This window comes from Citrobacter sp. Cpo148 (assembly GCF_030332375.1).
Lineage (GTDB): Bacteria > Pseudomonadota > Gammaproteobacteria > Enterobacterales > Enterobacteriaceae > Citrobacter > Citrobacter portucalensis.
In genome coordinates this window covers 484,543-508,922 of record NZ_JAOWHY010000043.1, presented here as the reverse complement: position 1 = coordinate 508,922, position 24,380 = coordinate 484,543, and the positions used below count along the sequence as shown (strand labels likewise).

The following is a 24,380-nucleotide window of genomic DNA, read 5'->3' as shown; positions in this document are numbered from 1 at the left end:
CAGAAATGCCCCGTTTACGATCGCAAAGGAGATAAACATGTCAGAAATAATTATCGTTAGTGACGCGCTGGAACTGCGGGCGGTAGAAGAACACCACGTCACCCCTCTGCATCAGTTGGTGCTTAAAAATAAAACCTGGCTCCAACAGTCACTGAACTGGCCGCAGTTTGTCGAATCTGAGGACGACACGCGTAAGAACGTGCAGGGGAATATGATGTTGCACCAGCGCGGCTACGCCAAAATGTTCCTTATTTTCGAACAAGGGGAGGTGGCTGGCGTTATCTCGTTTAACCAGATAGAGCCGCTGAACAAAGCCGCTTATATTGGTTATTGGCTGGGTGAAGAGCTCCAGGGCAAAGGCATTCTGTCTCAGGCGCTACAGGCAATGATTCATCATTATGCGCAGCGCCAGGAGATTCGCCGCTTCGTGATTAAATGTCGTGTAGATAACGTCAAGAGCAACCAGGTTGCACTGCGCAATGGCTTCCGACTGGAGGGATGTATGCAACAGGCGGAGTTCCTTAATGGCGATTACCATGACGTGAATCTCTACGCCCGCATCATTGATGGCTCTTCAGAATAAACCGGCGATAGGGGTGCGCGTGATACGTTGTTCGCCGTTGATCACTTTTGGCCCGCGCAGATGGATCGCATCGCCATCAAAGGCTTCAACTTGGGCCTGATCGGTTATCTCAATATGATGCTCGATCAGCACTTCACCCAGAATACAGGCATAGCCTTCAATCAGGATGTGACCGTCAAGCTGGAGCGGTCCGCCACGTAATTGCGCATGCCCCCCAACCAACACGTGGTGTTTCAGCACGCAGTTACCTTCAACCACCGCGTGTTCCGCCACCTGCGAGCTGTAGCGCAGGGTAGGAATGGCGTCTTCATCCGTTCCGGCGATGACGCGTGCATGCCCATAGACTTTGGCGCAATCGCAGATCCAGACATTATTCTCTTCGTTGCCTTCTATCCGTGCAAAATCAAAAACTTCAGCCCGATGTTCTATAAAGGCATAATTGATCATCGCATCGCCATAGATTTGCGCCTGATGCACCACGCGTGAATTGCTGACTGCCGCACGCTCGTAAATTTGCAGGAGCTGGTCGCTTTCACGGGTTAACCCTCTGGCTGCAATGATTTCAGAGTCACACACAATGCGTGCATCACCGCAGATGAGGCACTCACCGCGAACAACAGAATCCTGAATGGTGACGTTGTCACGTATTTGCGCGTTATGGCTGATTTCTGCTCGGTCAATCCAGACGGCATCACCAATCTGCGCTCCATCTCTGACCACGCTTGCCTGTGTAATACGGGCGTCTCCGGTTATCGTCGCGCCGCAAAACGCGAGCGCATTCTCATCGTATATCCAGCAATTACCGCTTTGCGACAGAACGCTTTCATCATCAATCCAGCCACCGAGCGTACCGGATCTAACATCATTAAAATCAATGAGTGCGATGATTTGGCGTAGTAATACACTTTTTTTATTGCCATTATCCAGGTAACTAAAGGAGCGAGATTCATCGCTTAGACGGTATTTGGTCATAGCTCATTTCCATGTTGCGCACCTTAGTTAAACGTAGCAAAGTTTTCTGCACTGGCTAAACCGGCAGATATTCCATAAAATGCATTTCAAATATACTTTAAAAAATAAACAAAATGAGTAAGAACAAACAGAGTGAACGGGTCCTCAATCTTCCGGCCGGTTATTTTGGCATGGTACTGGGTACAATTGGGATGGGATTTGCGTGGCGTTACGCCAGCCAGGTGTGGCCGGTGAGCCACTGGATTGGTGATGGCTTAGTCATCCTTGCAATGGTCATCTGGGGATTGCTGACGCTGGCCTTTCTGAGCCGTTTACTGCGTTTTCCGCATAGCGTACTGGCGGAAATTCGTCATCCGGTGATGAGTAGCTTTGTCAGTCTGTTTCCGGCCACCACGATGCTGGTCGCGATTGGATTTGTTCCGTGGTATCGACCGCTGGCGTTAGGATTGTTCAGCATTGGTGTGGTGATACAGCTCTCATACGCCGCCTGGCAAACGGCAGGGCTGTGGCGTGGGGAGCATCCGGAAGAGGCCACCACGCCGGGTCTGTATCTGCCGACCGTTGCCAATAACTTTATCAGCGCCATGGCCTGTGGTGCACTTGGGTTCAACGATGCCGGGTTGGTGTTTTTAGGCGCCGGGGTATTTTCCTGGCTCAGCCTGGAGCCGGTGATTCTGCAGCGTTTACGTAGCTGCGGTGAACTACCGACGGTTTTACGTACTTCACTTGGTATACAGTTGGCACCCGCGCTGGTGGCCTGTAGTGCCTGGCTTAGCGTCAACGGCGGCGAGGGGGATACGTTAGCTAAAATGCTATTTGGTTATGGTCTGCTGCAACTTCTGTTCATGCTACGCCTTATGCCGTGGTATTTGTCACAGCCATTTAATGCGTCATTCTGGAGCTTCTCGTTTGGCGTGTCTGCGTTGGCGACAACGGGATTGCATCTTGGACACGGCAGTGAATCAGGATTTTTTCATACGCTGTCTATCCCACTGTTTATTTTTACCAATTTTATCATTGCATTATTACTGATACGTACGTTTGCATTGCTGATGCAGGGGAAACTGCTCATCCGCACGGAGCGTGCTGCATTACTGAAATCTGAGGATAAATAATGACCCTTTGCGACGAAAACTACTTTACTGAAAAATATGATTTAACCCGTACGCATTCCGATGTCGTTGAAGCGGCAAAAGTGGTTGCACCAGGTAAAACGTTAGATCTGGGCTGCGGTAACGGCCGAAACAGCCTGTACCTGGCGGCAAACGGCTATGACGTTACTGCATGGGATAAAAACCCCATGAGCATCGCTAACCTTGAGCGCATCAAAGCGGCTGAGGGGCTGACCAACCTGAACGCGAAGGTCGCTGACCTTAATGCGTTACGTTTTGAGGGTGAATACGATTTTATTCTATCTACCGTTGTGTTGATGTTCCTTGAAGCCAAAACAATCCCTGGCCTTATTGAGAATATGCAACGTTGTACTAAACCGGGTGGATACAACTTAATCGTCGCGGCGATGGATACCGAAGATTTTCCGTGCACCGTTGGTTTTCCGTTTGCGTTTAAATCTGGAGAATTACGTCGTTATTACAGCGGGTGGGATCTGCTGAAATATAACGAAGACGTAGGTGAACTTCATCGTACAGATGAAAACGGTAATCGAATTAAACTGCGCTTTGCCACCATGCTGGCACGCAAAACTTCCTGAACCTCCCGTTTGGGTTAACTCTTTCTGCGTTCAGCATTTTTTGTGCTGAACGCAGAGATAAAATTGTGCGGTGCTTACCATTTTTAGTACATCCAAAATGAAACTGTTTTGCTATCCTTTTTAGGCATCATTGCGAAAACTAAAGGGATCGTTTCATGCGTACTCAAACTTTATTTAAAGTTGCAGTGCTTACTGGCTTGTTGGCATTATCCGGCTGTGCGTCAAAAGTGACCGAGCCGGATAAATATTCTGGGTTTTTAAAAAATTACTCTGATCTGAAGGAAACAAAATCAGCATCGGGACAAACGGTACTCCGTTGGGTTGATCCGAGCTACAACGAATCCAAATATGACAACATCGTGTATAACCCGGTAACGTATTATCCGGTTCCTAAACCTACTACACAGGTAGGGCAGCAGGTTCTTGATCAATTACTGACCTATACCAATACACAGTTGAAATCCGCCATCAGCAAGCGTAAGCCTCTGGTTACGACCCCTGGACCGCGTAGCCTGATTTTCCGCGGGGCGATTACCGGTGTAGCGACCAGCAAAGAAGGACTGCAGTTCTATGAAGTGGTCCCGGTTGCACTGCTCGTTGCGGGAACGCAAATGGCGACGGGTCACCGTACCATGGATACCAACCTCTATTTCGAGGGTGAGTTGATTGATGCAGCGACCAATAAACCGGTGATTAAAGTTGTACGTAAGGGTGAAGGTAAAGACCTGAACAACGAAAGCACGCCGATGGCGTTCGAAACGTTGAAGAAAGTTGTTGATGACATGGCGACCGATGCCTCCATGTTTGATGTGAACAAAAAACCACAATAAAAATGATGAACGCACCATCTCAGGATGGTGCGTTTTTTTATGCCACACGACGACGATAGAGTAGTTTACCCATCAGCGCTTCCGGTCGGGCAAACATCACCAGATTTCCCAGTAAGATCAACACCAATCCGGCAATCGCATTAACTTGCCAGATGTATCCTTCATACAATGTTGACAGCGTCAGCGCCACCAACGGGAACAGCAGCGTGCTGTATGCCGCCTTACTGGGACCAATGCGACCTACCAGCGTGAAATAAGCGCCAAAGGCAACCACTGAGCCGAAAATAGCCAGATATAACAGCGCGCTAAGATAGCTGAATGTCCACTGTGGCGTGAAGTTGTCGCCGCGCACCAGCGCAATGGCCGCGATCAGCAATGTGCCGTACAGCATGGCCCAGCTGTTGGTCGTTAACACTTCTAACCCTTTTTTCTGGTGACGCAGACTGATCATATTTCCCAGTGAGAAGCCGAAGGTTCCCAGAGCGCTCAAACCGATGCCCAGTAACAGTGAATGATTAAACCCGCTGTTGAGCAAATCCTGCCAGAACAGAGTCACGATGCCCGTCAGTCCCAAACCCGCTGCAATATAGAAGCGCAGCGGTGGTTTTTGCCCAAAAAAGATGAAGCTATTGATTGCATTGAACAGGACGGCCATCGAGAAAATCACCGACTCCAGGCCGGTATTAATCCACGCCGCAGCCGTATAAAAACACCAGAAGTTGAAGCAAAAAACGCATCCGCCCTGTAACAGACAAAACAGATGATCGCGGCCAGACAGTTTGCGTAATTTACCGCTTAGCAACAGGATCACTATCATCACCGAGCTGGCAACGGCGAAGCGCCAAAAGATAGAAACCGGTGCAGAAACCGGACCTTGCTGCAAATAAATCGCAATCCATGTCGTTCCCCAAATAACCACTACCAGGCAGTACAACAGTGCGTTCATACGACTCTCTCTTTATTCATTCAGACTTACACTGTGTCACGACGGAATGCAGGAGGCTTTCATCGGCTTGCGGTGGACTTGCAAAATCTTGCGCTTTTTTTAGCGTAATAGTGAAAAGGCAGCTGTTAACGATATGTAGCTGATATAGACTGAAAGCCTGCTAACTTATTTTGAATGTGATGGTATGTCTCAGCCCTACGGTGCCTTTGAAAACTTGCGCAAACATAATGCCGTGCTGCATGAATCGGTTGCGTTACATTCAGGTATCCAACTGGCGGCCTGGTCGAACAAACGCGATACCATCACCCAATATTGCGATCACCATACGCTCAGTTTATACATCGCAGATGGTTACGAGAGTTACCACAAGACGGCGGGAGGCTGGAAGAATGGCGGGGGACCAGACCGTTTTTGCCTGATGCCGAAGGAGAGTGAGTCCAGTTGGGATATTCGTGACGATCTTTCCTTTGTTCATCTCTATTGTACAGACGCCCATTTGCGCGAAGTGGGTGAAAAAGTCTGGGACAAAAGCCCCTATAGTTTCACGCTGGACGAGCATACGTTTGGCAGTGACCCGGGGATCACGGCGGTTTACCGTCAGTTTTTGCTTGGTAATGACTGGCAGCAACCGGCCAATCACCTCACGCTTAGCGCAGCATCTTCACTACTGTTAACGCATCTGATCCAGCATTACAGCAATGTGCAATGGCGACTTCCCGTTGTCACCGGAGGGCTTGCGCCTGCCACATTGCGCAACGTGCTGGCCTATATTGAAGCACATCTGGCGTATCCCATAACGTTGAGCGATCTGGCAGGTGAAGCAGCGCTAAGTGAATTCCATTTTGCCAGAATGTTTCGCCAGTCGATGAATATGGCGCCTCATCAGTACGTCATGCAACGCCGTATGGCGCTGGCGCAGCAACTGGTCTGTTGTTCATCACGCAGCCTGTCGGATATTGCAATGGCCTGTGGGTTCAGTTCGGCGAGCCATTTCAGTAACCGGTTTAAACAAGTGACGGGTAAAACGCCAACGCAGTTACGCGCGGCGAAATAACGTCAACACTGAGTAGCAGATACCGCCGACGATCAGCCCCCAGAATGCAGACCCAACACCAAATACCGTCAGACCACTGGCCGTAACCAGAAAAGTCACGATAGCCGCATCGCGTTCTGCTTCATTATGTAAGGCTTGAAATAAACTACCGCTAATCGTGCCGAGTAATGCCAGACCAGCAAGCATCTGGATCCAGCTTACGGGCAGGGCTGCCATCAGTCCTGTGACCGAACCGCCAAACACCCCAGCCAGAATGTAAAAGACACCCGCTGCGGCTGCGGCGAGCCAGCGTCGATTTACATCTGGATGGGCTTCGGGGCTTTGGCAAATTGCGGCGGTTATGGCGGCGATGCAGATGGAATAGACGCCAAACGGCGAAAATAGCAGTGCCAACAGACCCGTAAAAACAATCAGGGGTGAAACGGGTAACGAATATCCAGATGCTTTCATGGTCGCAATACCGGGGGCATTTTGCGAAGCCATAGTGACCAGAAACAGCGGTAGCGCAATACTGATACTGTGGGCTAATGAAAAGTGTGGTGCAATAAACGCTGGCAACACCGGTGACAGATTAACACCATCGGTGACAATGTCACCTTTAACCAGGGCGATGGCTATACCTACCAACATTGCGGCGATAACGGCATACCGTGGGGCGATTACTTTTAGTACCAACCACGCCAGCAGCATGCTGCCGCACAAGATAAGCTCACTGTTCAGGCTATTGAACGCCTGCAAACCAAAACGCAGCAAGATCCCGGCCAGCATGGCCGATGCCAGCGAGTGGGGAATAATTTTCATCAGGCGGGCAAACAGCCCGGTTATACCGCACAGCACAATCAATGCATTAGCTACGATAAAAACACCGATAGCATCCTGAATCGATACCCCTTGCAGGCCCGTCACCAGCAGCGCGGCACCGGGCGTTGACCATGCGGTAAGTACAGGGGCGCGATACCACAATGTCAGCGCCAGCGTACTGACCCCCATTGCTAGCCCTAGTGCGGTCATCCAGCCTGCGATTTGTCCGGTCGTCGCACCTGCGGCGAGCGCCGCTTGCCAGATAATGGCCGCTGAACTGGCGTAGCCGACCAGGACCGCCACAAAACCCGACAAAACTGTAGGCAGGGGGATGGAAAATGTGCGCATAGCAACTCCGCGTGCGTTATAACGGTCAGTCACTGTAACACTGTGCGTTATAGCGTACAAGTGCTAAGCTGTAGCCCTGAGAAAGGAGAGCGACGAAGGAGAAAAATGGACAACTTAACCCACTATTTGGCCACAACGCTCAAGACGCTACGTCACCAGCGTGAATGGAGCCTTTCGCGTCTGGCGGAGGAAACTGGCGTGTCAAAAGCGATGCTGGGGCAGATTGAGCGCAACGAATCCAGTCCAACGGTGGCAACATTGTGGAAAATAGCCACCGGACTGAACGTCCCGTTTTCAACGTTTATTTCACCACCAGAGTCAGACGGCACGCTAACATTCGATCCCCAGCAGCAGGCGATGGTCGTCACACCGTTGTTCCCGTGGGATCCGCAACTGTGCTTCGATCATTTTTCGATACTGCTGGCACCCGGCGCGCTCAGTGAATCTACTCCGCATGAAACCGGCGTAATTGAGCACGTGGTGGTGATTAGTGGTCTGCTGGATATGTGTATTGAGGGGCAGTGGCGCACCTTTAAATCCGGTGAGGGTGTCCGTTTCGCCGGAGATACGGCACATAGTTACCGTAACAGTAGCGAGCAAACGGTTCATTTTCATTCGCTGATCCATTACCCACGCGGTTAATCGGGAAAACTATTCCGAAACGCCGCGCTTGTGACTACAATAACCGCCATTTTTACCGCTTGTGGATGGTAACAACTGTATGCGCCAGCAGCCTCATCACCTTGAATTGTTAAGCCCGGCTCGGGATACCGCCATTGCGCGCGAAGCCATTTTGCACGGCGCAGACGCCGTTTACATTGGTGGACCAGGTTTTGGCGCGCGTCATAACGCCAGTAATAGCCTGAAAGATATAGCCGAATTAGTGCCTTTTGCCCATCGTTACGGGGCAAAAATCTTTGTGACGCTAAACACGATCTTGCATGATGATGAGCTGGAGCCCGCACAACGGTTAATTACCGATCTGTATCAGACCGGCGTTGATGCCTTGATCGTGCAGGATATGGGGATTCTGGAACTGGATATTCCCCCGATTGAACTGCACGCCAGCACCCAGTGCGATATTCGCAGCGTTGAGAAGGCGAAATTTCTATCCGATGTGGGATTCACCCAGATTGTGCTGGCGCGCGAACTGAGCCTTGAGCAGATTAACGCTATCCATCAGGCTACCGATGCGACCATTGAGTTTTTCATTCACGGTGCGCTGTGCGTTGCCTATTCAGGGCAGTGTTATATTTCACATGCACAAACAGGACGCAGCGCTAACCGCGGCGACTGTTCCCAGGCTTGCCGTCTGCCGTATACCCTGAAAGACGATCAGGGGCGCGTGGTATCCTATGAAAAACATCTGCTGTCGATGAAAGATAACGATCAGACCGCCAACCTGGGTGCGTTGATTGACGCAGGTGTGCGTTCCTTCAAAATTGAAGGGCGCTATAAGGACATGAGTTATGTGAAGAATATTACCGCGCATTATCGCCAGATGCTCGACGCCATCATTGAAGAACGCGGCGATCTGGCCCGTTCATCAGCGGGACGTACCGAACATTTCTTTACCCCATCCACAGAGAAAACCTTCCATCGCGGCAGCACCGATTATTTTGTGAATGCCCGTAAAGGGGATATCGGCGCATTCGACTCACCAAAGTTTATCGGTTTGCCGGTCGGCGAAGTCCTGAAGGTGGCGAAAGATCATCTCGATGTTGAGGTGACTGAAGCGCTGGCAAACGGGGATGGCCTGAACGTGTTAATCAAACGTGAGGTTGTTGGATTTCGCGCCAACACCGTGGAAAAAACGGGGAACAATCGTTATCGGGTATGGCCAAATGAAATGCCTGCCGACCTGCACAAAGTGCGTCCGCATCATCCGCTGAATCGCAACCTCGATCATAACTGGCAGCAAGCGTTAACAAAAACTTCCAGCGAACGCCGTGTTGCGATCGATATTGAGCTCGGCGGCTGGCAGGAGCAGTTGATTCTGACGCTCACCAGTGAAGAGGGCGTGAGTATCACCCATACGTTGGACGGCCAGTTTGAGGAAGCGAACAATGCGGAAAAAGCGTTGAGTAACCTACAGGACGGACTGGCAAAACTTGGTCAGACGATGTACTACGCCCGCAATATTCAGGTGAATCTGCCGGGCGCGCTGTTTGTGCCAAACGGTCAACTAAATCAGTTCCGGCGTGAAGCCGTTGATATGCTGGATGCAGCGCGCCTGCAAAGCTATCAGCGCGGTAGCCGCAAACCGGTATCTCAGCCAGCGCCGGTTTATCCACAAACGCACTTGAGTTTCCTGGCTAACGTCTACAACCAAAAAGCGCGTGAGTTTTATCACCGTTATGGCGTTCAGTTGATTGATGCAGCCTATGAAGCACATGAAGAAAAGGGCGAAGTGCCGGTGATGATCACCAAACATTGCCTGCGTTTCGCCTTTAACCTGTGTCCGAAACAGGCGAAAGGTAACATCAAAAGCTGGAAAGCAACACCGATGCAACTGGTTAACGACGATGAAGTCCTGACGCTGAAATTTGATTGCCGACCGTGCGAAATGCACGTAATCGGCAAGATGAAGCACCACATTCTGAAGATGCCGTTGCCGGGCAGCGTCGTGGCTTCGGTCAGTCCAGAAGAACTGATGAAGACACTGCCAAAGCGCAAAGGTTAATCGTTAGCTCAGATGTGTATCGGGTTTGCGTGATTTTTGCCAGTGATGGTGCTCACGAAGATCGGCGGCGGATTCTTCCGCCGTCACTCGAAGTTCATCGCTGTCGGCCGTGTGTCGTAGTAAATGATCGGCATCCTGCACCTGAAGATATTCATGTCCCTGATTAGTAGCGAAAAGTTGACCGGAAAAAAGCGCGCTGGCCAGCAATAACACTGTTAACCCTTTCTTAAACATCATGCACCCTCTGGTACGTTAGCTGCGGAATTGGCGATAATTTCGCCCGGTGACTATTCAATATTTTAATCGGGTTAATGACAATCTCTGTTTTGCCATTTCGATGTTTTTTACATTTTTGTTTAGTCGATGTTGGGATTTGTAACACCCGGGCAGTGCAGCGCGCTGACCGGGTGTTATCAGGGCGAGATTCAGGACTTAAATCCGGCGGCCGTCATCAGGAGACGAAAGAACATGCCGACAGCGGCGAGGGCCAGCACGCTGCCGCCCCAGAGGATCACCAGCCACATCAGGCGTTTCCAGATTGTTTGTTGCATCAATGATACCCCTCACCATGTTGAACTTTGCCGCGGAAAACGTAGTAGCTCCAGAAGGTGTACACCAGGATTATCGGGATAATCAGCAGTGCGCCAACCAACATAAAGCCCTGACTTTGTGCCGGAGCCGCCGCCTGCCAGAGCGTAATAGACGGTGGAATGATATGTGGCCAGATACTGATCCCCAGCCCGCTAAACCCGAGAAAAATCAGCCCCAGCGTTAATACAAAAGGCAGCGTATGGCAGTTATGTTGCCCCAGCGAACGCCACAGCCAGAGACTGATAAGCGCAACCAGCAGCGGAACAGGCATCAGGAACCAAAGGTTGGGCAGGCTAAACCAACGCTCGGCAATCGCGCTATGTGCCAGTGGTGTCCACAGGCTGATAATGGCAATCACAACTAACATTGCCAGCAGCAGTTTTTTGGCCACACTGCGCATTTTATCCTGCAACGGATTTTCGCTTTTCATCACCAGCCATGTTGCCCCCAGCAGGGCGTAAGCCACGACCAGACCAATGCCGCAGAACAACGTGAACGGGGTCAACCAGTCGAAAGGACCGCCGCTGTAGCTGCGTCCGGTAACGGAAAATCCGTTGAGTACGGCACCCACCACGACACCTTGCGTGAATGTCGCGAGGATTGAACCGCCGAGAAAGGCTTTATCCCAGAATGGTCGGTGAGCCGGTGTGGCTTTGAAGCGAAACTCGAACGCGACGCCGCGAAAAATTAGGCCGATTAGCATCAGGGTCAACGGGATGGTCAGCGCATCGACGATCACCGCATAGGCCAGGGGGAAAGCGCCGAATAATCCTGCGCCGCCCAATACCAGCCAGGTTTCATTGCCGTCCCATACCGGGGCTACGCTGTTGACCATAACATCGCGGTCGTCAGCGTCCTGAATCGCTGGGAATAAAATGCCAATCCCGAGATCAAAACCGTCCATCACGATATACATCAGCGTGGCGAAGACGATAATTACAAACCAGATAACTGATAAATCGATACCCATTAGCGATGTGCCTCCGGTTGAGAATCGAGGACGGCGGCTGAAAGCGGCCGGGCAGGCGTGCCTGTTGGCGGAATAGTCGGGTCATCTTCCTGTGGCCCTTTACGGATCAGGCGGATCATGTAGCTGTAACCCACGCCAAACACTGAGCTGTACACCACAAAGAAGGACAGCAGGCTGATGCTCATATGTAAATCGCCATGTGCAGAAACCGCATCCGCCGTACGTTGCAGACCGTAAACCACCCACGGCTGACGGCCAACTTCAGTGGTCACCCAACCGGCAAGGATGGCAATCAGACCGGAAGGACCCATCCATAAGGCAAAGCACAGAAAAGGGCGCGAGGTGTATAAACGCTGCTTATAGCGCAGCCACAGGGCAAACGCGCCCAACAGGATCATCAGCATGCCTAGCCCGGCCATTATGCGAAACGACCAGAACACCATGGTGGAGTTGGGCCTGTCTTCTTTAGGAAACTCTTTTAGGGCCGGGACCTGTTTGTCCAGACTATGGGTCAGGATCAGACTGCCCAGCGCCGGGATTTCCAGCCCATAGCGGGTGCGTTCCTGCTCCATATCCGGCCAGCCGAACAGCAGCAGCGGAGTCGGTTCACCGGGGCGATTTTCCCAGTGTCCTTCAATCGCAGCAATTTTTGCCGGCTGATGCTTCAGCGTATTCAAACCGTGCATATCGCCAATCAAGGCCTGCAGTGGAGCGACGATTAATGTCATCCACAGCGCCATCGAAAACATCGCTCGAATTGCTGGTGTGTTATTCCCGCGCAGCAAATGCCATGCCCCCGAGGCAGCAACAAACAACGCGCTGCTCAGGAAGGCGGCAACCGACATATGCAGCAGACGATAGGGGAATGAGGGATTGAAAATAACGGCGAACCAGTCGACGGGAACGACCTGGCCGTTAACTATTTCATAGCCTTGCGGTGTCTGCATCCAGCTGTTGGAGGCGAGGATCCAGAAGGTTGAAATAATGGTACCCAGTGCGACCATGCAGGTGGCAAAGAAATGAAGTCCTGGACCAACCCGATTCCAGCCAAACAACATCACCCCAAGGAAACCAGCTTCGAGGAAGAAGGCGGTTAATACTTCATAGGTCAGTAACGGCCCAGTGATACTCCCGGCGAACTCGGAAAAACCACTCCAGTTGGTGCCGAACTGATAAGCCATCACCAGCCCGGAAACTACACCCATACCAAAATTTACGGCGAATATTTTCGACCAGAAATGGTAAAGCGATCGCCAGGTGGGATTTTTCGTTTTTAGCCATAGCCCTTCCAGCACAGCCAGATAACTGGCGAGCCCGATAGTAATAGCCGGAAAGATGATGTGAAAGGATACCGTAAACGCGAACTGGATCCTTGCCAGGTGAAACGCGTCAAGACCGAACATGCTTAACTCCGCAGGCAAAATTGATTTAGCGCAATTCTAAGTCTGAGGAGCAATAGAAGGCAGAAACAGAACAGTTCTTTTTAACCATAACAGTTACCCGACTGTTATGGGCCTTCCCCAAAACTCCTCCCCAATAATGGCTAAAATTAAATTGCCAGAATCACCCAACTGTCATTCCTTTCATCGTGATATTTCTCGGTCATTTTGGCCGATTTATGACCCAGCAGTCCTGCGTGCCGCGTTGTCCTTGCATTACCGCCAGCTAGCTGGCATAGCGACGACGGCATTCATACGGTTGAGTTCTCATGACGGTGTAGTGAGGGAAAGAGGGCGAATGGCATCACTGAGCTTCGGGTGACATCCGGTTATCGTGTCAATCAGACTGAAATGAACATGGTGATCCGCGACCAACAGCGGAACCGCCGGTACCTGCCTGGAATTTTTATCGCTGGTGAGCATTATTCTTAAAATGGACAGTCACGAGCTGTCTAATTATGGAATGTACATAAGATGATCTCTATGATTGTGTTTAAAATAATACCACATGGACCTTAAGGGATGGGATACGCAAAAGATTTGGCAAAGGAAATGCTCTCAGCTCTGAATTTAGAAAATGAAGGGATGCTGGTTGCATACATTAAAGGCTTGATTCACTTTCCTGTAGACTTGTATTCTCTCGCATCCGATTTTATCCATACCGATGATAGGCGGCAAAATATGGATGATAATATGAGGATTGCGGGACTAGTGAAGCGGGCAACATCAACGAAAAATATTAATATTGTGGAAAAAGCGGTCAATGTATTCATTGATGGTTTCATGCAGCACGTTAATTTATCTGATATCGTAACAAATGTAGCAAAAGACACTGTAGCTTCTACATTGGGTAGTCATACTTTCGGTGAACTTTCTGGTTTAAAAATTGGAGCCTTAATCTCTTCACGGATCACCGTGTCTATTGCTTTTAGTATGTCGGTAAGCACATTGTTAATGATTGGTGGTGGAGTATCAAGTGCTATACATGCTTCGAGATACCTAAAAATATCAAACTATGAAGTTTACCGGAAGCTTAAGGACTTGGGAGATTTAGACCTTCTCTATTTTGCTATTCAGGAGCGGGTTGAGCCATTTGAGAAAGCAACCAGATTATCAAAAGAAAATCCGGCTTTGTTCAAACAGGCGGTAGAGTATTTTTTCAAGGGGGTGTAGCTCATCAATTTTTTGACAGGCGATAAAGCAACCAGCAAGTAAGAATCATTGCCACAGTAAATGTCCAACGTCCAAATATAAACATGTAAGCATATTTATCCCCGATAGAATCAGGATAAGCACTAAACATTAGTATTACATTTGATAATGTTGATGTTATTGCTAAGAATGCTGCTAAAGCGATCCCAACCCAGATTAAGAAAGATAATACTTGTTTCATTTACTAATCTCTTATCGGTTGCCAGACATTTTCATCTGGCAGTGTACTGAATCGAAACTAATGAGTAAATAATTAGATGTAACAAATTCATTTAGCCTAATTAATTGAATTTTCATGCTGGTAACTCTCTGGTTATCTGTGGATATTTTTCCGCAAACTCCATCGGCAACCTCTCACTTTCGGTGTGTTGTTAAATACTCCCTGTGGGATTTGAAGAAATTGCAGTTGCTTTGTTCCGGTTACTGCGAAAACCACAAAAGCGAAAGCAGGTTACGTTATAGAAAGCAAAAACTCCGGTAGGAATCCCTATGGTGTCAAATGGCGCAGGCTGCGCAAGCCGCATTGGTCACTTCGACGATAACGAACCGATTCCTTTACCTTCTGCAGTAGGTACTGAAACTGACTATGTGGAAATACCACTGAGCGTTGCGTCTAAGGTTCTGTTGTTAAATGCCTTTCTTGAATCCAATATCATCCAGCAGGAGTTGGCAAACAGGATCGGCAGGTCTAAGCAGGAAATTACTCGCTTATTCGATTTAAATCTCGCGACAAAAATTGATGCAGTGCAGATAGCTGTGCGCGCCGTAGGCAAAGAACCGTCATTGACGATGTTGTAAAACTGTTAACTATAACAGTTAAATAAAATACCCTGATTATGTAAACTGATATACACAGTGGTTGTCACCGACACCGGTAATCAGGACGAAAAATGAAAAAGTACCAGCGACTGGCAGAGCAAATTCGCGATCAAATTACGTCTGGCGTATGGCAGCCAGGCGATCGCTTGCCATCCTTGCGTGAGCAGGTGGTCAGCAGCGGAATGAGTTTTATGACCGTCGGACACGCATACCAGTTGCTGGAAAGCCAGGGGCGGATTATTGCCCGACCGCAGTCTGGCTATTATGTCGCCGCGCGCCCCGAACGTGAATTTGCTGCGCCGCAGGTGCAGGTCATGCGCGATGAAGCAGTGGATATCAATACCTACATTTTTGATATGTTGCAGGCCAGCCGGGATGCGTCAGTGATGCCCTTTGCCTCCGCATTCCCCGACCCGCGGCTGTTTCCACTTCAGCAGTTGAATCGCTCGTTGGCGCAGGTGAGTAAAACTGCCACCGCCATGAGCGTGATTGAAAACCTGCCGCCGGGGAATGCTGAGCTGCGTCATGCCATTGCCCGTCGCTATGCTCAACAGGGGATGACCATTTCACCTGATGAAATCGTCATCACCACCGGCGCGATGGAAGCCCTCAACCTGAGCCTGCAAGCAGTCACCGAACCGGGTGATTGGGTAATTGTCGAAAACCCCTGTTTTTACGGGGCGTTGCAGGCCCTGGAGCGATTACGTCTGAAGGCGCTTTCGATTGCCACCGACGTAAAAGAGGGGATCGATCTCACCGCGCTGGAGCAGGCGTTGCAGGAGTACCCGGTAAAAGCTTGCTGGCTAATGACAAACAGCCAAAATCCACTGGGTTTTACGCTCAGCGCAGAGAAAAAGGCGCGTCTGGTTGCCTTGCTGGAAAAATACCACGTAATACTGATTGAAGATGATGTTTACAGCGAGCTGTACTTTGGCCGCGAAAAACCGTTGCCCGCCAAGGCCTGGGATCGCGCCGACAGCGTTCTGCATTGTTCGTCCTTCTCGAAGTGTCTGGTACCAGGATTTCGTATTGGCTGGGTGGCAGCAGGGAAACATGCCCGGCGTATTCAGCGACTCCAGCTAATGAGCACCTTATCTACCAGTTCGCCCATGCAGCTTGCCCTTGTTGATTATCTTTCAACCCGGCGCTATGACGCGCATTTACGGCGCTTGCGTCGGCAACTGGCGGAACGTAAACAACAGGCCTGGCAAACGCTGCTGCGTCATCTTCCGGCGGAAGTCAAAATTCACCACAACGACAGCGGTTATTTTCTATGGCTGGAACTGCCGGAACCGCTTGATGCTGGTGTGCTCAGTACCCATGCGCTGGCACACCACATCAGTATTGCGCCGGGGAAAATGTTCTCGACCTCGGGAAGCTGGACACGTTTTTTTCGTTTTAATACTGCATGGCACTGGGGAGATCGCGAAGAGCAGGCCGTAAAACAGCTTGGTAAATTAATTCGTGAAATGATGAAATAAACCATAACGTGCTATTCAATATAAATGAATAGCGCGTTCTTATTTTCGAAATAGTGAATGCTGAACCACGGTATTATTTATATCGGGTGCGTCTATACAAAATATCAATAGTTAATACTATTGCCACCTCTGCATCTAACTCCTTGTCTATACTCCAGAAGATTACCCCCAGGTCAGAGTCTGTAGCGTAATGAGCGTTAGCTCACAACCTGATTAAATTTCCTTGCGCCAGCAGGAACGCTTACAACACCCCGACTATTTTTAGAAAAGGACATATATTTACGGCAAGGCTGCCGCTCAATATTTTTTAGACAGGAGTAAGACGTTATGAGCAAGCAGTTTGCCCTCAGTAGCCTGTGCGCACTCAGTATGACGCTGATGACTGCGCAGGCAGCCGAACCCCCCACATCATTAGATAAACCGGAAGGCCGCCTGGATATTATTGCCTGGCCGGGTTATATCGAACGTGGGCAAACCGATAAACAATATGACTGGGTCTCGCAGTTCGAGAAAGATACCGGCTGCGCGGTTAATGTAAAAACGGCAGCCACATCTGATGAAATGGTCAGCCTAATGGCAAAAGGCGGCTACGACCTGGTTACCGCTTCTGGTGATGCCTCACTGCGCCTGATTATGGGAAAACGCGTTCAGCCAATTAATACCGCGCTGATCCCTAACTGGAAAACCATCGATCCACGCGTGGTAAAAGGAGAATGGTTTAACGTTGGCGGAAAAGTTTACGGCACACCGTACCAGTGGGGACCAAACCTGCTGATGTATAACACCAAAATTTTCCCAACGCCGCCGGATAGCTGGAGCGTGGTGTTTGTTGAGCAAAAACTTGAGGATGGGAAAAGCAATAAAGGGCGCGTTCAGGCCTACGATGGCCCGATCTATATTGCCGATGCCGCGTTATTCGTTAAAGCCACTCAGCCGCAGTTGGGTATTACCGATCCCTATCAGCTCACTGAAAAACAGTATCAGGCGGTGATCAAAGTCCTGAGCGATCAGCACGCGCTGATCCATCGCTATTGGCACGATACCACCGTGCAAATGAGCGATTTCAAAAACGAAGGCGTGGTAGCGTCAAGCGCCTGGCCTTATCAGGCTAACGCCTTGAAAGGCGAAGGTCAGCCAATTGCCACGGTCTTCCCAAAAGAAGGGGTTACCGGATGGGCGGATACCACCATGCTGCACAGTGAAGCGAAACACCCGGTTTGTGCTTACAAATGGATGAACTGGTCATTAACCCCGAAAGTACAGGGCGACGTAGCGGCCTGGTTTGGTTCTCTGCCAGTGGTGCCTGAAGGTTGTAAAGCCAGCCCACTGTTGGGTGAAAAGGGTTGTGAAACCAACGGCTATAGCTACTTTGACAAAATTGCCTTCTGGAAAACGCCGATTGCCGAAGGTGGAAAATTCGTTCCTTACAGTCGCTGGACGCAGGATTACATCGCCATTATGGGCGGTCGTTAATTCCGCTGGGGGTTTTATGACGTACGCAGTGGAGTTTCATAACGTCTCGCGTTTGTATGGGGATGTTCGTGCAGTAGATGGGGTGAGTATTGCGATTAACGACGGTGAGTTTTTCTCTATGCTGGGGCCATCCGGCTCCGGCAAAACCACCTGTCTGCGCCTGATTGCCGGGTTTGAGCAACTGTCAGGCGGCGCAATTACCATTTTTGGTAAGCAGGCCAGCGAATTGCCGCCCTGGGAACGGGACGTCAATACGGTATTTCAGGATTACGCGTTGTTCCCGCACATGTCGATTCTCGACAACGTCGCCTACGGGCTGATGGTCAAAGGCATCGATAAAAAACAGCGCCACGCGAAAGCACGTGAAGCGCTGGATAAGGTTGCACTTGGTTTTGTGCATGAGCGTAAACCGTCGCAGCTTTCCGGTGGGCAACGTCAGCGCGTGGCGATTGCCCGGGCGCTGGTCAATGAGCCGCGCGTCCTGCTGTTGGATGAGCCGCTCGGGGCATTGGATCTTAAATTGCGTGAACAGATGCAGCTGGAACTGAAAAAATTACAGCAATCTCTTGGCATCACGTTCATTTTTGTTACCCACGATCAGGGGGAAGCCCTGTCGATGTCCGATCGTGTGGCGGTGTTTAATAACGGTCGCATTGAACAGGTAGATTCTCCGCGTGAACTGTATATGCGTCCACGTACGCCGTTTGTGGCAAGTTTCGTCGGGACGTCCAATGTCTTCGATGCGACGATGTCGGCGAACGTTTGCGGGTTACAGGGGATGTTCTCCCTGCGCCCGGAACATATTCGTTTGAATGATGCCGGGGGAGAAGTCCAGGCTACGGGAGTTATCCAGGCGGTGCAGTACCAGGGCGCGGCGACGCGGTTTGAGCTAAAACTCGCCGGAGGGGAAAAATTGCTGGTTAGCCAGGCGAACCTGACGGGAGAAATGCTACCGTCAACGTTGTCGCCAGGTCAGCAGGTGATGGCATCCTGGTCACGCGACGTGATGGTACCGCTGGTTGAGGAGAGGTGAATGGCTATGAACGTCTTACATTCGCCTCCACAGTCGACAAGCCTGAACCGGATCTCAGGTTACTTCTGGCGTAATCCGGGGTTGGGGTTATTTTTGCTGCTCCTCGGACCGCTGATGTGGTTTGGCATCGTCTACTTTGGCTCATTACTGACGCTGTTGTGGCAAGGTTTTTATACCTTCGACGATTTCACCATGTCGGTCACACCAGACCTGACGCTGGCGAATTTGCAGGCGCTGTTTAATCCCGCTAACTACGACATCATTTTGCGCACTCTGACGATGGCGGTAGCAGTCACCATCGCCAGCGCGATTCTGGCGTTTCCGATGGCGTGGTATATGGCTCGCTATACCAGCGGCAAAATGAAGGCTTTTTTTTACATTGCCGTAATGTTGCCAATGTGGGCCAGCTACATCGTTAAAGCCTATGCGTGGACGCTGCTGTTGGCTAAAGACGGCGTGGCGCAGTGGTTTTTAACCCACCTTGGGCTGGAGCCGTTGCTGCTTTCGTTCCTGACATTGCCTGCGGTAGGCGGCAATACGCTGTCGACTTCAGGGTTAGGGCGTTTCCTGGTGTTCGTCTATATCTGGCTGCCGTTTATGATCCTGCCGGTACAGGCCGCGCTGGAGAGACTTCCGCCGTCGCTGTTACAGGCTTCTGCTGATTTGGGCGCGCGTCCGCGTCAAACCTTCCGCTATGTGGTGCTTCCATTGGCGATACCGGGTATTGCAGCGGGTTCGATCTTTACCTTTTCTCTGACGTTGGGTGACTTTATTGTGCCGCAACTGGTGGGACCGCCGGGCTATTTCATCGGCAACATGGTGTATTCGCAACAAGGGGCGATCGGCAATATGCCGATGGCGGCGGCATTTACTCTGGTGCCGATTGTGTTAATCGCACTGTATCTGGCGTTCGTGAAGCGTCTGGGAGCTTTCGATGCACTCTGAACGCGCACCCTGGCTACTCAAACTGGCGGCATGGGGCGGGGTTATTTTCCTGCACTTTCCCATCCTCATCATCGCCACCTATGCTTTTAATACTGAGGAGGCTGCTTTTAGTTTTCCACCCCAGGGATTAACGCTGAAGTGGTTTAGCGTTGCTGCGCAGCGTAGCGATATTCTGGAGTCTGTGACGTTGTCACTTAAGATCGCTGCGTTGTCGACAGCTATTGCCCTTGTTCTGGGGACGCTGGCCGCGGCCGCGCTGTGGCGTAGGGACTTTTTTGGCAAAAGTGCAATATCGCTGTTGCTACTGTTGCCGATCGCGCTGCCGGGCATTATTACCGGCCTTGCGCTGTTGACCGCGTTTAAAACCATCAACCTGGAACCGGGTTTTCTCACGATCGTGGTGGGCCATGCGACATTTTGCGTGGTGGTGGTGTTTAACAACGTTGTGGCGCGTTTTCGCCGTACCTCATGGAGTCTGGTCGAAGCGTCTATGGATCTTGGCGCCAATGGCTGGCAAACCTTTCGTTATGTCGTGCTGCCAAACCTGGCATCGGCACTTCTGGCGGGGGGGATGCTGGCGTTTGCCTTGTCGTTTGATGAAATCATCGTGACAACGTTCACCGCCGGACATGAAAGAACACTTCCTCTGTGGCTGCTCAATCAATTGGGCCGTCCACGGGATGTGCCGGTCACCAACGTTGTGGCATTGCTGGTAATGCTGGTGACAACACTGCCAATTTTAGGGGCCTGGTGGCTAACGCGTGAAGGCGACACTCTCGCCGGAAACGGTAAATAAACGACGATATGGGAAATTGCTATGCAACATCAATTACTGATTAATGGCGAGCTGGTCAACGGTGAAGGTGAAAAGCAGCCAGTCTATAACCCTGCCACTGGTGAACTCATTCTGGAGATTGCTGAGGCGTCAGCCATGCAGGTTGATGCCGCTGTACGTGCGGCAGACGCCGCGTTTGCCACCTGGGGGCAAACCACGCCGAAAGTCCGCTCTGAACTGCTGCTGAAACTGGCGGATGCTATTGCTGATAACGCGCAAACCTTCGCTGAGCTGGAATCACTTAACTGCGGTAAACCGCTGCACTGTGTTCTCAACGATGAAATTCCCGCTATTGTCGATGTTTTCCGCTTCTTTGCCGGTGCGGCGCGTACCCTGCAAGGACAGGCGGCCGGTGAATATCTGGAAGGGCATACCTCGATGATTCGCCGTGATCCGCTGGGCGTGGTGGCTTCTATTGCGCCGTGGAACTATCCGCTGATGATGGCGGCGTGGAAGCTGGCTCCAGCGTTGGCGGCGGGGAACTGCGTGGTGATTAAACCGTCAGAAATTACTCCGCTGACGGCGCTTAAATTGGCCGAATTTGCCAAAGACATTTATCCGGCTGGCGTGATTAACGTGCTGTTTGGTCGCGGTAAAACGGTGGGCGATCCGCTGACCGGTCATGAAAAAGTGCGCATGGTTTCGCTGACCGGCTCCATTGCAACCGGTGAACACATTATTCAGCACACCGCGCCGTCAATTAAACGTACGCATATGGAACTGGGTGGAAAAGCTCCGGTGATCATTTTTGATGATGCCGATCTGGATGCAGTAGTGAGCGGTGTGCGGACCTTTGGTTATTACAACGCTGGGCAAGACTGTACCGCCGCTTGCCGAATTTATGCCCAGAAAGGCATTTATGATGCACTGGTCGAAAAACTTGGCGCCGCCGTTGCCAGCCTGAAAATCGGTCCGCCGAATGATGAATCGACCGAGCTGGGACCAGTGAGCTCGCAGGCACATCTCGATCGCGTGACTAAAGCGGTCGATGAGGCTAAAGCGTTGGGCCATATTAAGGTCATCACCGGCGGTAAAAAAGTGGATGGTTCAGGCTACTATTTTGCCCCGACGCTGCTTGCTGGGGCGAAGCAGGACGATGCCATCGTACAGCGGGAAGTTTTCGGTCCGGTGGTCAGCGTGACCGTATTTGATGATGAAGATCAGGTGCTGGCATGGGCCAACGATTCGAAATACGGCCTGGCATCCTCCGTCTGGACCCGGGATGTTGGGCGAGCGCATCGCTTTAGCGCTCGCCTGCAATATGGTTGCACCTGGGTCAATACCCATTTCACGCTGGTTAGCGAGATGCCGCACGGTGGGCAAAAACAGTCCGGCTATGGCAAGGATATGTCGGTTTATGGGCTGGAGGATTACACGGTTATTCGCCATGTTATGATCAAGCATGAGTAATATCTTAAGCGCGATCGGCGAATGGGGCACGGATAGCTAAATATTGGCATACGTGTGTCTATACTATTCGCGCCACTGGCCTCGTCGCCATCGGACGGCGGTAAGTTGGAAATATCCGCGAGGTCAGGCTAATTGATACAACAAAGCCCCAGCATATAGCCGGGGCTTTGTGCTTTCAGGATCGCCATCGGGTTTATCTGCGGCCCAGGCTGCAAAGCCAGGCGAGTAGGGCACAGACGCTCAGAACCAGCCCCAGTTGCTGCACCATGCCGGCTAAACCCAGCATCATCCCAAGTAACAGGTAATAGCTTAATCCGAACAAAGCACCAGCGGCACCGGCCTGTTCACGGTAGTGACGCAGCGCCTGACTCAGCACATTGGGAATGGCGATACCATAGGCAATCACCACGCCGAACACCGGAATCAGGATCCACTCGGAGTGCTGTAAACACCACGCGACGAGACCTGACAACGCTGCCAGCACACAGGCATAACGTACCAGTCGCTCCGGCGTCAGACCTGTCGTTAACAGTCTTCGGTTCAGCAGGCTACCTGACAGAGAAGCAAACGCAAGTAGCAACCCCGTCCAGCCAAAGGCTCTGGAGCTCCATCCTAATTGCCCAAAAAGAAACGGTGCCAGGCTGTAATAGCTAAACAGCATGGTGTTCAGCAGGGCAACCAGCATGGCGTTTTTCCGCAACTCACTGTCCCGCATCATGCGGGAAAATAGCGCGGCAAGCTTCGGGCTGAGCGTATGTTCGGGCCGGGTTTCTGGCAGCATGGTCGCTGTCAGTATTAGCAGTAGCAACGCCAACAGCACAAGGGCAACAAAGACACCGGTATGGCCGTACAGACTCACTAACCAACCTCCGCTTAGCAGGCCAAAAACCGGACTCAATGCCAGCGCGGCCCCCATCACGGAAAAGACGCGGGATAGCGCAGTTGATTCATAACTGTCCCTTAGCATGGTCTGTACCACGACCGACCCCGCAGCCGCACCGACGGCGGAGATCATCCGTGCCAGCAGCAAAACGCTGAAGTCGGTGGCAACAACGGCCAATACGCAACCTGTTCCATAGCAGATAAGCCCTGCCAACATCGCCCAACGTCGTCCGATGCAGTCACTTAGCCAACCCCACATCGCTACGCCGACGGCAAAGGCAACAAAATAAACGGAGAGTGTTTGAGCCGCGCGCTCACTGCTTACGTGAAAAGAGGTAGCGATACCCGGCAATGCCGGGCTGTAAATGGTTTCCACCAGTTGTGGAAACATAATCAGTAGCGTAAGAAGCCACAGCGATGGGCGACGAAGTGTGTTCATAGCAATATCCAGAGAGACAGAAAACAGGCGGGCATTATTGCTGAAAGGGATATGTCGTATTACCATTATCAGGACTTTAAATATCAAATATCAGATAGATAATGAAAATTGCCCCTGATGATGCTTTTGATGCGGATAGCTTTGATAAACCGGTAATCGGTATTGCTGCCGATATGGGGGTACATGATTCCGGGCGGCACAGTCATCTTCGTCATCAGCTACTTTTTTCGGCAGCGGGAAGTATTACGATTGAGCTGGAGCAGGCCCTGTGTCTGCTACCGCCACGCCGTGCGGTTTGGATCCCGGCAGGCACGGTACATCGCGCCATAATGCGTGGTGTGATGGCTTATCGCTCTTTGTACTTTTCTACCGCATTGCCGTTATCTGAGTTACCGCTGCAGATAGTCGAAGTTAATCCGCTGTTTTTTGAAGTGATAGAACGTATGGCCTTCTGGCCATGGGAAATGCCTGCCGCACAGCAGTCCAGCCTCATTACCGTTTTTTGTGAGGAAATGCGTGCCGCCCGCACTGAAAACTGGACATTGCAGTATCCCTCAGATCCGCGGCTTAACGTGTGGCTCAAGGGATTACGCATGGGGGAATTGCCACCACGACTGAATCAATTGTCCCGACAGGTTGGGGCATGCGAGAGGACGATCAGCCGAATATTTATCAGGGATACCGGGATGAATTATCAGGACTGGCGGCAGCAATTTAGGCTGTTAAAAGCCATGGAGATGTTGGCTGACGGAGGCCATATCAGCCAGGTCGCGCAATATCTGGAGTTTGTCAGCGACAGTGCTTTTATTGCGTTCTTCCATCAACATACCGGCACAACACCTGGCCGATATTCGGGCAATATAATGCCGCAGAAGGATTAGGGTTATTACATATTAAGGATAATTTACCCAGTGATAGCAGAG

General features: G+C 51.1%; 24 protein-coding genes and 1 pseudogene. 16 read left to right on the top strand and 9 right to left on the bottom strand.

What is annotated here, in order from left to right; genetic code table 11:
- Window positions 1–37: 37 nt before the first annotated feature.
- Window positions 38–583, top strand: coding sequence for a 50S ribosomal protein L7/L12-serine acetyltransferase (gene rimL, locus OGY10_RS12345; protein WP_234096133.1), 546 nt, complete (start codon window positions 38–40; stop codon window positions 581–583).
- Here the strand turns inward: rimL and ydcK are convergent.
- Window positions 575–1,555 carry a YdcK family protein gene (gene ydcK, locus OGY10_RS12340; RefSeq protein WP_032943537.1) on the bottom strand — a complete coding sequence of 327 codons (981 nt, stop codon included), beginning with the start codon at window positions 1,553–1,555 and terminating at the stop codon, window positions 575–577. The genes rimL and ydcK overlap by 9 nt on opposite strands.
- A 113-nt stretch (window positions 1,556–1,668) precedes the next feature.
- On the opposite strand from ydcK, the gene tehA reads away from it, so the two are divergent.
- From tehA to OGY10_RS12325, 3 genes are all read left to right on the top strand, one after another.
- Window positions 1,669–2,670 (top strand): dicarboxylate transporter/tellurite-resistance protein TehA, encoded by a 1,002-nt coding sequence (tehA, locus tag OGY10_RS12335; protein WP_286576808.1) that lies wholly within the window; start codon window positions 1,669–1,671, stop codon window positions 2,668–2,670.
- Window positions 2,670–3,266, top strand: coding sequence for a tellurite resistance methyltransferase TehB (tehB, locus tag OGY10_RS12330; protein WP_204192517.1), 597 nt, complete (start codon window positions 2,670–2,672; stop codon window positions 3,264–3,266). The genes tehA and tehB overlap by 1 nt, the downstream gene beginning before the upstream one ends.
- A 155-nt stretch (window positions 3,267–3,421) precedes the next feature.
- Window positions 3,422–4,096, top strand: coding sequence for a DUF3313 domain-containing protein (locus tag OGY10_RS12325; protein WP_153687273.1), 675 nt, complete (start codon window positions 3,422–3,424; stop codon window positions 4,094–4,096).
- Between the two features lie 37 nt (window positions 4,097–4,133).
- Here the strand turns inward: OGY10_RS12325 and OGY10_RS12320 are convergent, their stop codons facing one another.
- Window positions 4,134–5,042: a DMT family transporter gene (locus OGY10_RS12320; protein ID WP_286576806.1), complete on the bottom strand. Its 909-nt coding sequence runs from the start codon at window positions 5,040–5,042 to the stop codon at window positions 4,134–4,136.
- Window positions 5,043–5,226: 184 nt separating this feature from the next.
- Here OGY10_RS12320 and OGY10_RS12315 point away from each other — a divergent pair, with 184 nt between their 5' ends.
- Window positions 5,227–6,096, top strand: coding sequence for an AraC family transcriptional regulator (locus OGY10_RS12315; protein WP_048214144.1), 870 nt, complete (start codon window positions 5,227–5,229; stop codon window positions 6,094–6,096).
- Here the strand turns inward: OGY10_RS12315 and OGY10_RS12310 are convergent.
- Window positions 6,079–7,245, bottom strand: coding sequence for a benzoate/H(+) symporter BenE family transporter (locus tag OGY10_RS12310; RefSeq protein ID WP_286576805.1), 1,167 nt, complete (start codon window positions 7,243–7,245; stop codon window positions 6,079–6,081). The two genes, OGY10_RS12315 and OGY10_RS12310, sit on opposite strands and share 18 nt — an antisense overlap.
- A gap of 105 nt (window positions 7,246–7,350) precedes the next feature.
- Here OGY10_RS12310 and OGY10_RS12305 point away from each other — a divergent pair, with 105 nt between their 5' ends.
- Both OGY10_RS12305 and rlhA read left to right on the top strand, forming a co-directional pair.
- The gene (locus OGY10_RS12305; protein WP_071446326.1) at window positions 7,351–7,887 is read left to right on the top strand and encodes a helix-turn-helix domain-containing protein; all 537 of its coding nucleotides are present in this window, start codon (window positions 7,351–7,353) and stop codon (window positions 7,885–7,887) included.
- Window positions 7,888–7,966: 79 nt separating this feature from the next.
- A complete protein-coding gene (rlhA, locus tag OGY10_RS12300; RefSeq protein WP_286576804.1) occupies window positions 7,967–9,928 on the top strand; it encodes a 23S rRNA 5-hydroxycytidine C2501 synthase in 1,962 nt (653 codons plus the stop codon).
- A 3-nt stretch (window positions 9,929–9,931) separates the two neighbouring features.
- On the opposite strand, the gene OGY10_RS12295 is transcribed toward rlhA, so the two are convergent.
- The 4 genes from OGY10_RS12295 to OGY10_RS12280 all read right to left on the bottom strand — a co-directional run bounded on the left by OGY10_RS12295 (window position 9,932) and on the right by OGY10_RS12280 (window position 12,892).
- Entirely contained in the window at window positions 9,932–10,162 is a 231-nt protein-coding gene (locus OGY10_RS12295) for a DUF2554 family protein (protein WP_003020233.1), read from the bottom strand.
- A 191-nt stretch (window positions 10,163–10,353) separates the two neighbouring features.
- A complete protein-coding gene (locus OGY10_RS12290; RefSeq protein WP_003020230.1) occupies window positions 10,354–10,479 on the bottom strand; it encodes a DUF2474 domain-containing protein in 126 nt (41 codons plus the stop codon).
- Window positions 10,479–11,489 carry a cytochrome d ubiquinol oxidase subunit II gene (gene cydB / locus OGY10_RS12285; protein ID WP_164562762.1) on the bottom strand — a complete coding sequence of 337 codons (1,011 nt, stop codon included), beginning with the start codon at window positions 11,487–11,489 and terminating at the stop codon, window positions 10,479–10,481. The genes OGY10_RS12290 and cydB overlap by 1 nt, the downstream gene beginning before the upstream one ends.
- A complete protein-coding gene (locus tag OGY10_RS12280; RefSeq protein WP_008784844.1) occupies window positions 11,489–12,892 on the bottom strand; it encodes a cytochrome ubiquinol oxidase subunit I in 1,404 nt (467 codons plus the stop codon). The genes cydB and OGY10_RS12280 overlap by 1 nt, the downstream gene beginning before the upstream one ends.
- Window positions 12,893–13,450: 558 nt before the next feature.
- Here OGY10_RS12280 and OGY10_RS12275 point away from each other — a divergent pair.
- Window positions 13,451–14,101 (top strand): Ssp6 family T6SS pore-forming effector, encoded by a 651-nt coding sequence (locus OGY10_RS12275; RefSeq protein WP_191227155.1) that lies wholly within the window; start codon window positions 13,451–13,453, stop codon window positions 14,099–14,101.
- A gap of 4 nt (window positions 14,102–14,105) precedes the next feature.
- Here the strand turns inward: OGY10_RS12275 and OGY10_RS12270 are convergent, their stop codons facing one another.
- Window positions 14,106–14,321 carry a hypothetical protein gene (locus OGY10_RS12270; protein ID WP_139762106.1) on the bottom strand — a complete coding sequence of 72 codons (216 nt, stop codon included), beginning with the start codon at window positions 14,319–14,321 and terminating at the stop codon, window positions 14,106–14,108.
- Between the two features lie 347 nt (window positions 14,322–14,668).
- On the opposite strand from OGY10_RS12270, the pseudogene OGY10_RS12265 reads away from it, so the two are divergent.
- The 7 genes and pseudogenes from OGY10_RS12265 to patD form a co-directional block, all read left to right on the top strand.
- A pseudogene (locus tag OGY10_RS12265) lies at window positions 14,669–14,938 on the top strand (type II toxin-antitoxin system HicB family antitoxin); the annotation flags it as partial.
- 92 nt (window positions 14,939–15,030) lie between these two features.
- Window positions 15,031–16,440, top strand: a complete 1,410-nt coding sequence (locus OGY10_RS12260; RefSeq protein WP_191227156.1) for an aminotransferase-like domain-containing protein — start codon at window positions 15,031–15,033, stop codon at window positions 16,438–16,440.
- A gap of 327 nt (window positions 16,441–16,767) precedes the next feature.
- A complete protein-coding gene (gene ydcS / locus OGY10_RS12255; RefSeq protein WP_008784842.1) occupies window positions 16,768–17,913 on the top strand; it encodes a putative ABC transporter substrate-binding protein YdcS in 1,146 nt (381 codons plus the stop codon).
- A gap of 16 nt (window positions 17,914–17,929) precedes the next feature.
- Window positions 17,930–18,946, top strand: coding sequence for an ABC transporter ATP-binding protein (locus OGY10_RS12250; protein WP_125363256.1), 1,017 nt, complete (start codon window positions 17,930–17,932; stop codon window positions 18,944–18,946).
- Window positions 18,947–19,891 (top strand): ABC transporter permease, encoded by a 945-nt coding sequence (locus tag OGY10_RS12245; protein ID WP_008784840.1) that lies wholly within the window; start codon window positions 18,947–18,949, stop codon window positions 19,889–19,891.
- Window positions 19,881–20,687, top strand: coding sequence for an ABC transporter permease (locus tag OGY10_RS12240; RefSeq protein ID WP_003020204.1), 807 nt, complete (start codon window positions 19,881–19,883; stop codon window positions 20,685–20,687). The genes OGY10_RS12245 and OGY10_RS12240 overlap by 11 nt, the downstream gene beginning before the upstream one ends.
- A 21-nt stretch (window positions 20,688–20,708) precedes the next feature.
- Window positions 20,709–22,136, top strand: a complete 1,428-nt coding sequence (gene patD, locus OGY10_RS12235) for an aminobutyraldehyde dehydrogenase (protein WP_003833127.1) — start codon at window positions 20,709–20,711, stop codon at window positions 22,134–22,136.
- 193 nt (window positions 22,137–22,329) lie between these two features.
- Here the strand turns inward: patD and OGY10_RS12230 are convergent, their stop codons facing one another.
- Complete coding sequence (locus tag OGY10_RS12230) at window positions 22,330–23,457, bottom strand: multidrug effflux MFS transporter (RefSeq protein WP_286576802.1); 1,128 nt, start codon at window positions 23,455–23,457, stop codon at window positions 22,330–22,332.
- A gap of 101 nt (window positions 23,458–23,558) precedes the next feature.
- Here OGY10_RS12230 and OGY10_RS12225 point away from each other — a divergent pair, with 101 nt between their 5' ends.
- Window positions 23,559–24,338: an AraC family transcriptional regulator gene (locus OGY10_RS12225; RefSeq protein ID WP_048214153.1), complete on the top strand. Its 780-nt coding sequence runs from the start codon at window positions 23,559–23,561 to the stop codon at window positions 24,336–24,338.
- Window positions 24,339–24,380: the final 42 nt, after the last annotated feature.

What these genes read in the sequence shown, in the direction of transcription:
- cydB (WP_164562762.1), bottom strand. Translation starts at nt 11,489, where the DNA reads ATGGGTATCGATTTATCAGTTATCTGGTTTGTAATTATCGTCTTCGCC.
- OGY10_RS12260 (WP_191227156.1), top strand. Translation starts at nt 15,031, where the DNA reads ATGAAAAAGTACCAGCGACTGGCAGAGCAAATTCGCGATCAAATTACG.
- rimL (WP_234096133.1), top strand. Translation starts at nt 38, where the DNA reads ATGTCAGAAATAATTATCGTTAGTGACGCGCTGGAACTGCGGGCGGTA.
- OGY10_RS12225 (WP_048214153.1), top strand. Translation starts at nt 23,559, where the DNA reads ATGAAAATTGCCCCTGATGATGCTTTTGATGCGGATAGCTTTGATAAA.
- tehB (WP_204192517.1), top strand. Translation starts at nt 2,670, where the DNA reads ATGACCCTTTGCGACGAAAACTACTTTACTGAAAAATATGATTTAACC.
- OGY10_RS12245 (WP_008784840.1), top strand. Translation starts at nt 18,947, where the DNA reads ATGGCTATGAACGTCTTACATTCGCCTCCACAGTCGACAAGCCTGAAC.
- OGY10_RS12250 (WP_125363256.1), top strand. Translation starts at nt 17,930, where the DNA reads ATGACGTACGCAGTGGAGTTTCATAACGTCTCGCGTTTGTATGGGGAT.
- OGY10_RS12230 (WP_286576802.1), bottom strand. Translation starts at nt 23,457, where the DNA reads ATGAACACACTTCGTCGCCCATCGCTGTGGCTTCTTACGCTACTGATT.
- patD (WP_003833127.1), top strand. Translation starts at nt 20,709, where the DNA reads ATGCAACATCAATTACTGATTAATGGCGAGCTGGTCAACGGTGAAGGT.
- OGY10_RS12325 (WP_153687273.1), top strand. Translation starts at nt 3,422, where the DNA reads ATGCGTACTCAAACTTTATTTAAAGTTGCAGTGCTTACTGGCTTGTTG.
- OGY10_RS12315 (WP_048214144.1), top strand. Translation starts at nt 5,227, where the DNA reads ATGTCTCAGCCCTACGGTGCCTTTGAAAACTTGCGCAAACATAATGCC.
- OGY10_RS12280 (WP_008784844.1), bottom strand. Translation starts at nt 12,892, where the DNA reads ATGTTCGGTCTTGACGCGTTTCACCTGGCAAGGATCCAGTTCGCGTTT.
- OGY10_RS12320 (WP_286576806.1), bottom strand. Translation starts at nt 5,042, where the DNA reads ATGAACGCACTGTTGTACTGCCTGGTAGTGGTTATTTGGGGAACGACA.
- ydcS (WP_008784842.1), top strand. Translation starts at nt 16,768, where the DNA reads ATGAGCAAGCAGTTTGCCCTCAGTAGCCTGTGCGCACTCAGTATGACG.
- OGY10_RS12310 (WP_286576805.1), bottom strand. Translation starts at nt 7,245, where the DNA reads ATGCGCACATTTTCCATCCCCCTGCCTACAGTTTTGTCGGGTTTTGTG.
- OGY10_RS12240 (WP_003020204.1), top strand. Translation starts at nt 19,881, where the DNA reads ATGCACTCTGAACGCGCACCCTGGCTACTCAAACTGGCGGCATGGGGC.
- OGY10_RS12275 (WP_191227155.1), top strand. Translation starts at nt 13,451, where the DNA reads ATGGGATACGCAAAAGATTTGGCAAAGGAAATGCTCTCAGCTCTGAAT.
- tehA (WP_286576808.1), top strand. Translation starts at nt 1,669, where the DNA reads ATGAGTAAGAACAAACAGAGTGAACGGGTCCTCAATCTTCCGGCCGGT.
- OGY10_RS12295 (WP_003020233.1), bottom strand. Translation starts at nt 10,162, where the DNA reads ATGTTTAAGAAAGGGTTAACAGTGTTATTGCTGGCCAGCGCGCTTTTT.
- OGY10_RS12305 (WP_071446326.1), top strand. Translation starts at nt 7,351, where the DNA reads ATGGACAACTTAACCCACTATTTGGCCACAACGCTCAAGACGCTACGT.
- ydcK (WP_032943537.1), bottom strand. Translation starts at nt 1,555, where the DNA reads ATGACCAAATACCGTCTAAGCGATGAATCTCGCTCCTTTAGTTACCTG.
- rlhA (WP_286576804.1), top strand. Translation starts at nt 7,967, where the DNA reads ATGCGCCAGCAGCCTCATCACCTTGAATTGTTAAGCCCGGCTCGGGAT.
- OGY10_RS12270 (WP_139762106.1), bottom strand. Translation starts at nt 14,321, where the DNA reads ATGAAACAAGTATTATCTTTCTTAATCTGGGTTGGGATCGCTTTAGCA.
- OGY10_RS12290 (WP_003020230.1), bottom strand. Translation starts at nt 10,479, where the DNA reads ATGCAACAAACAATCTGGAAACGCCTGATGTGGCTGGTGATCCTCTGG.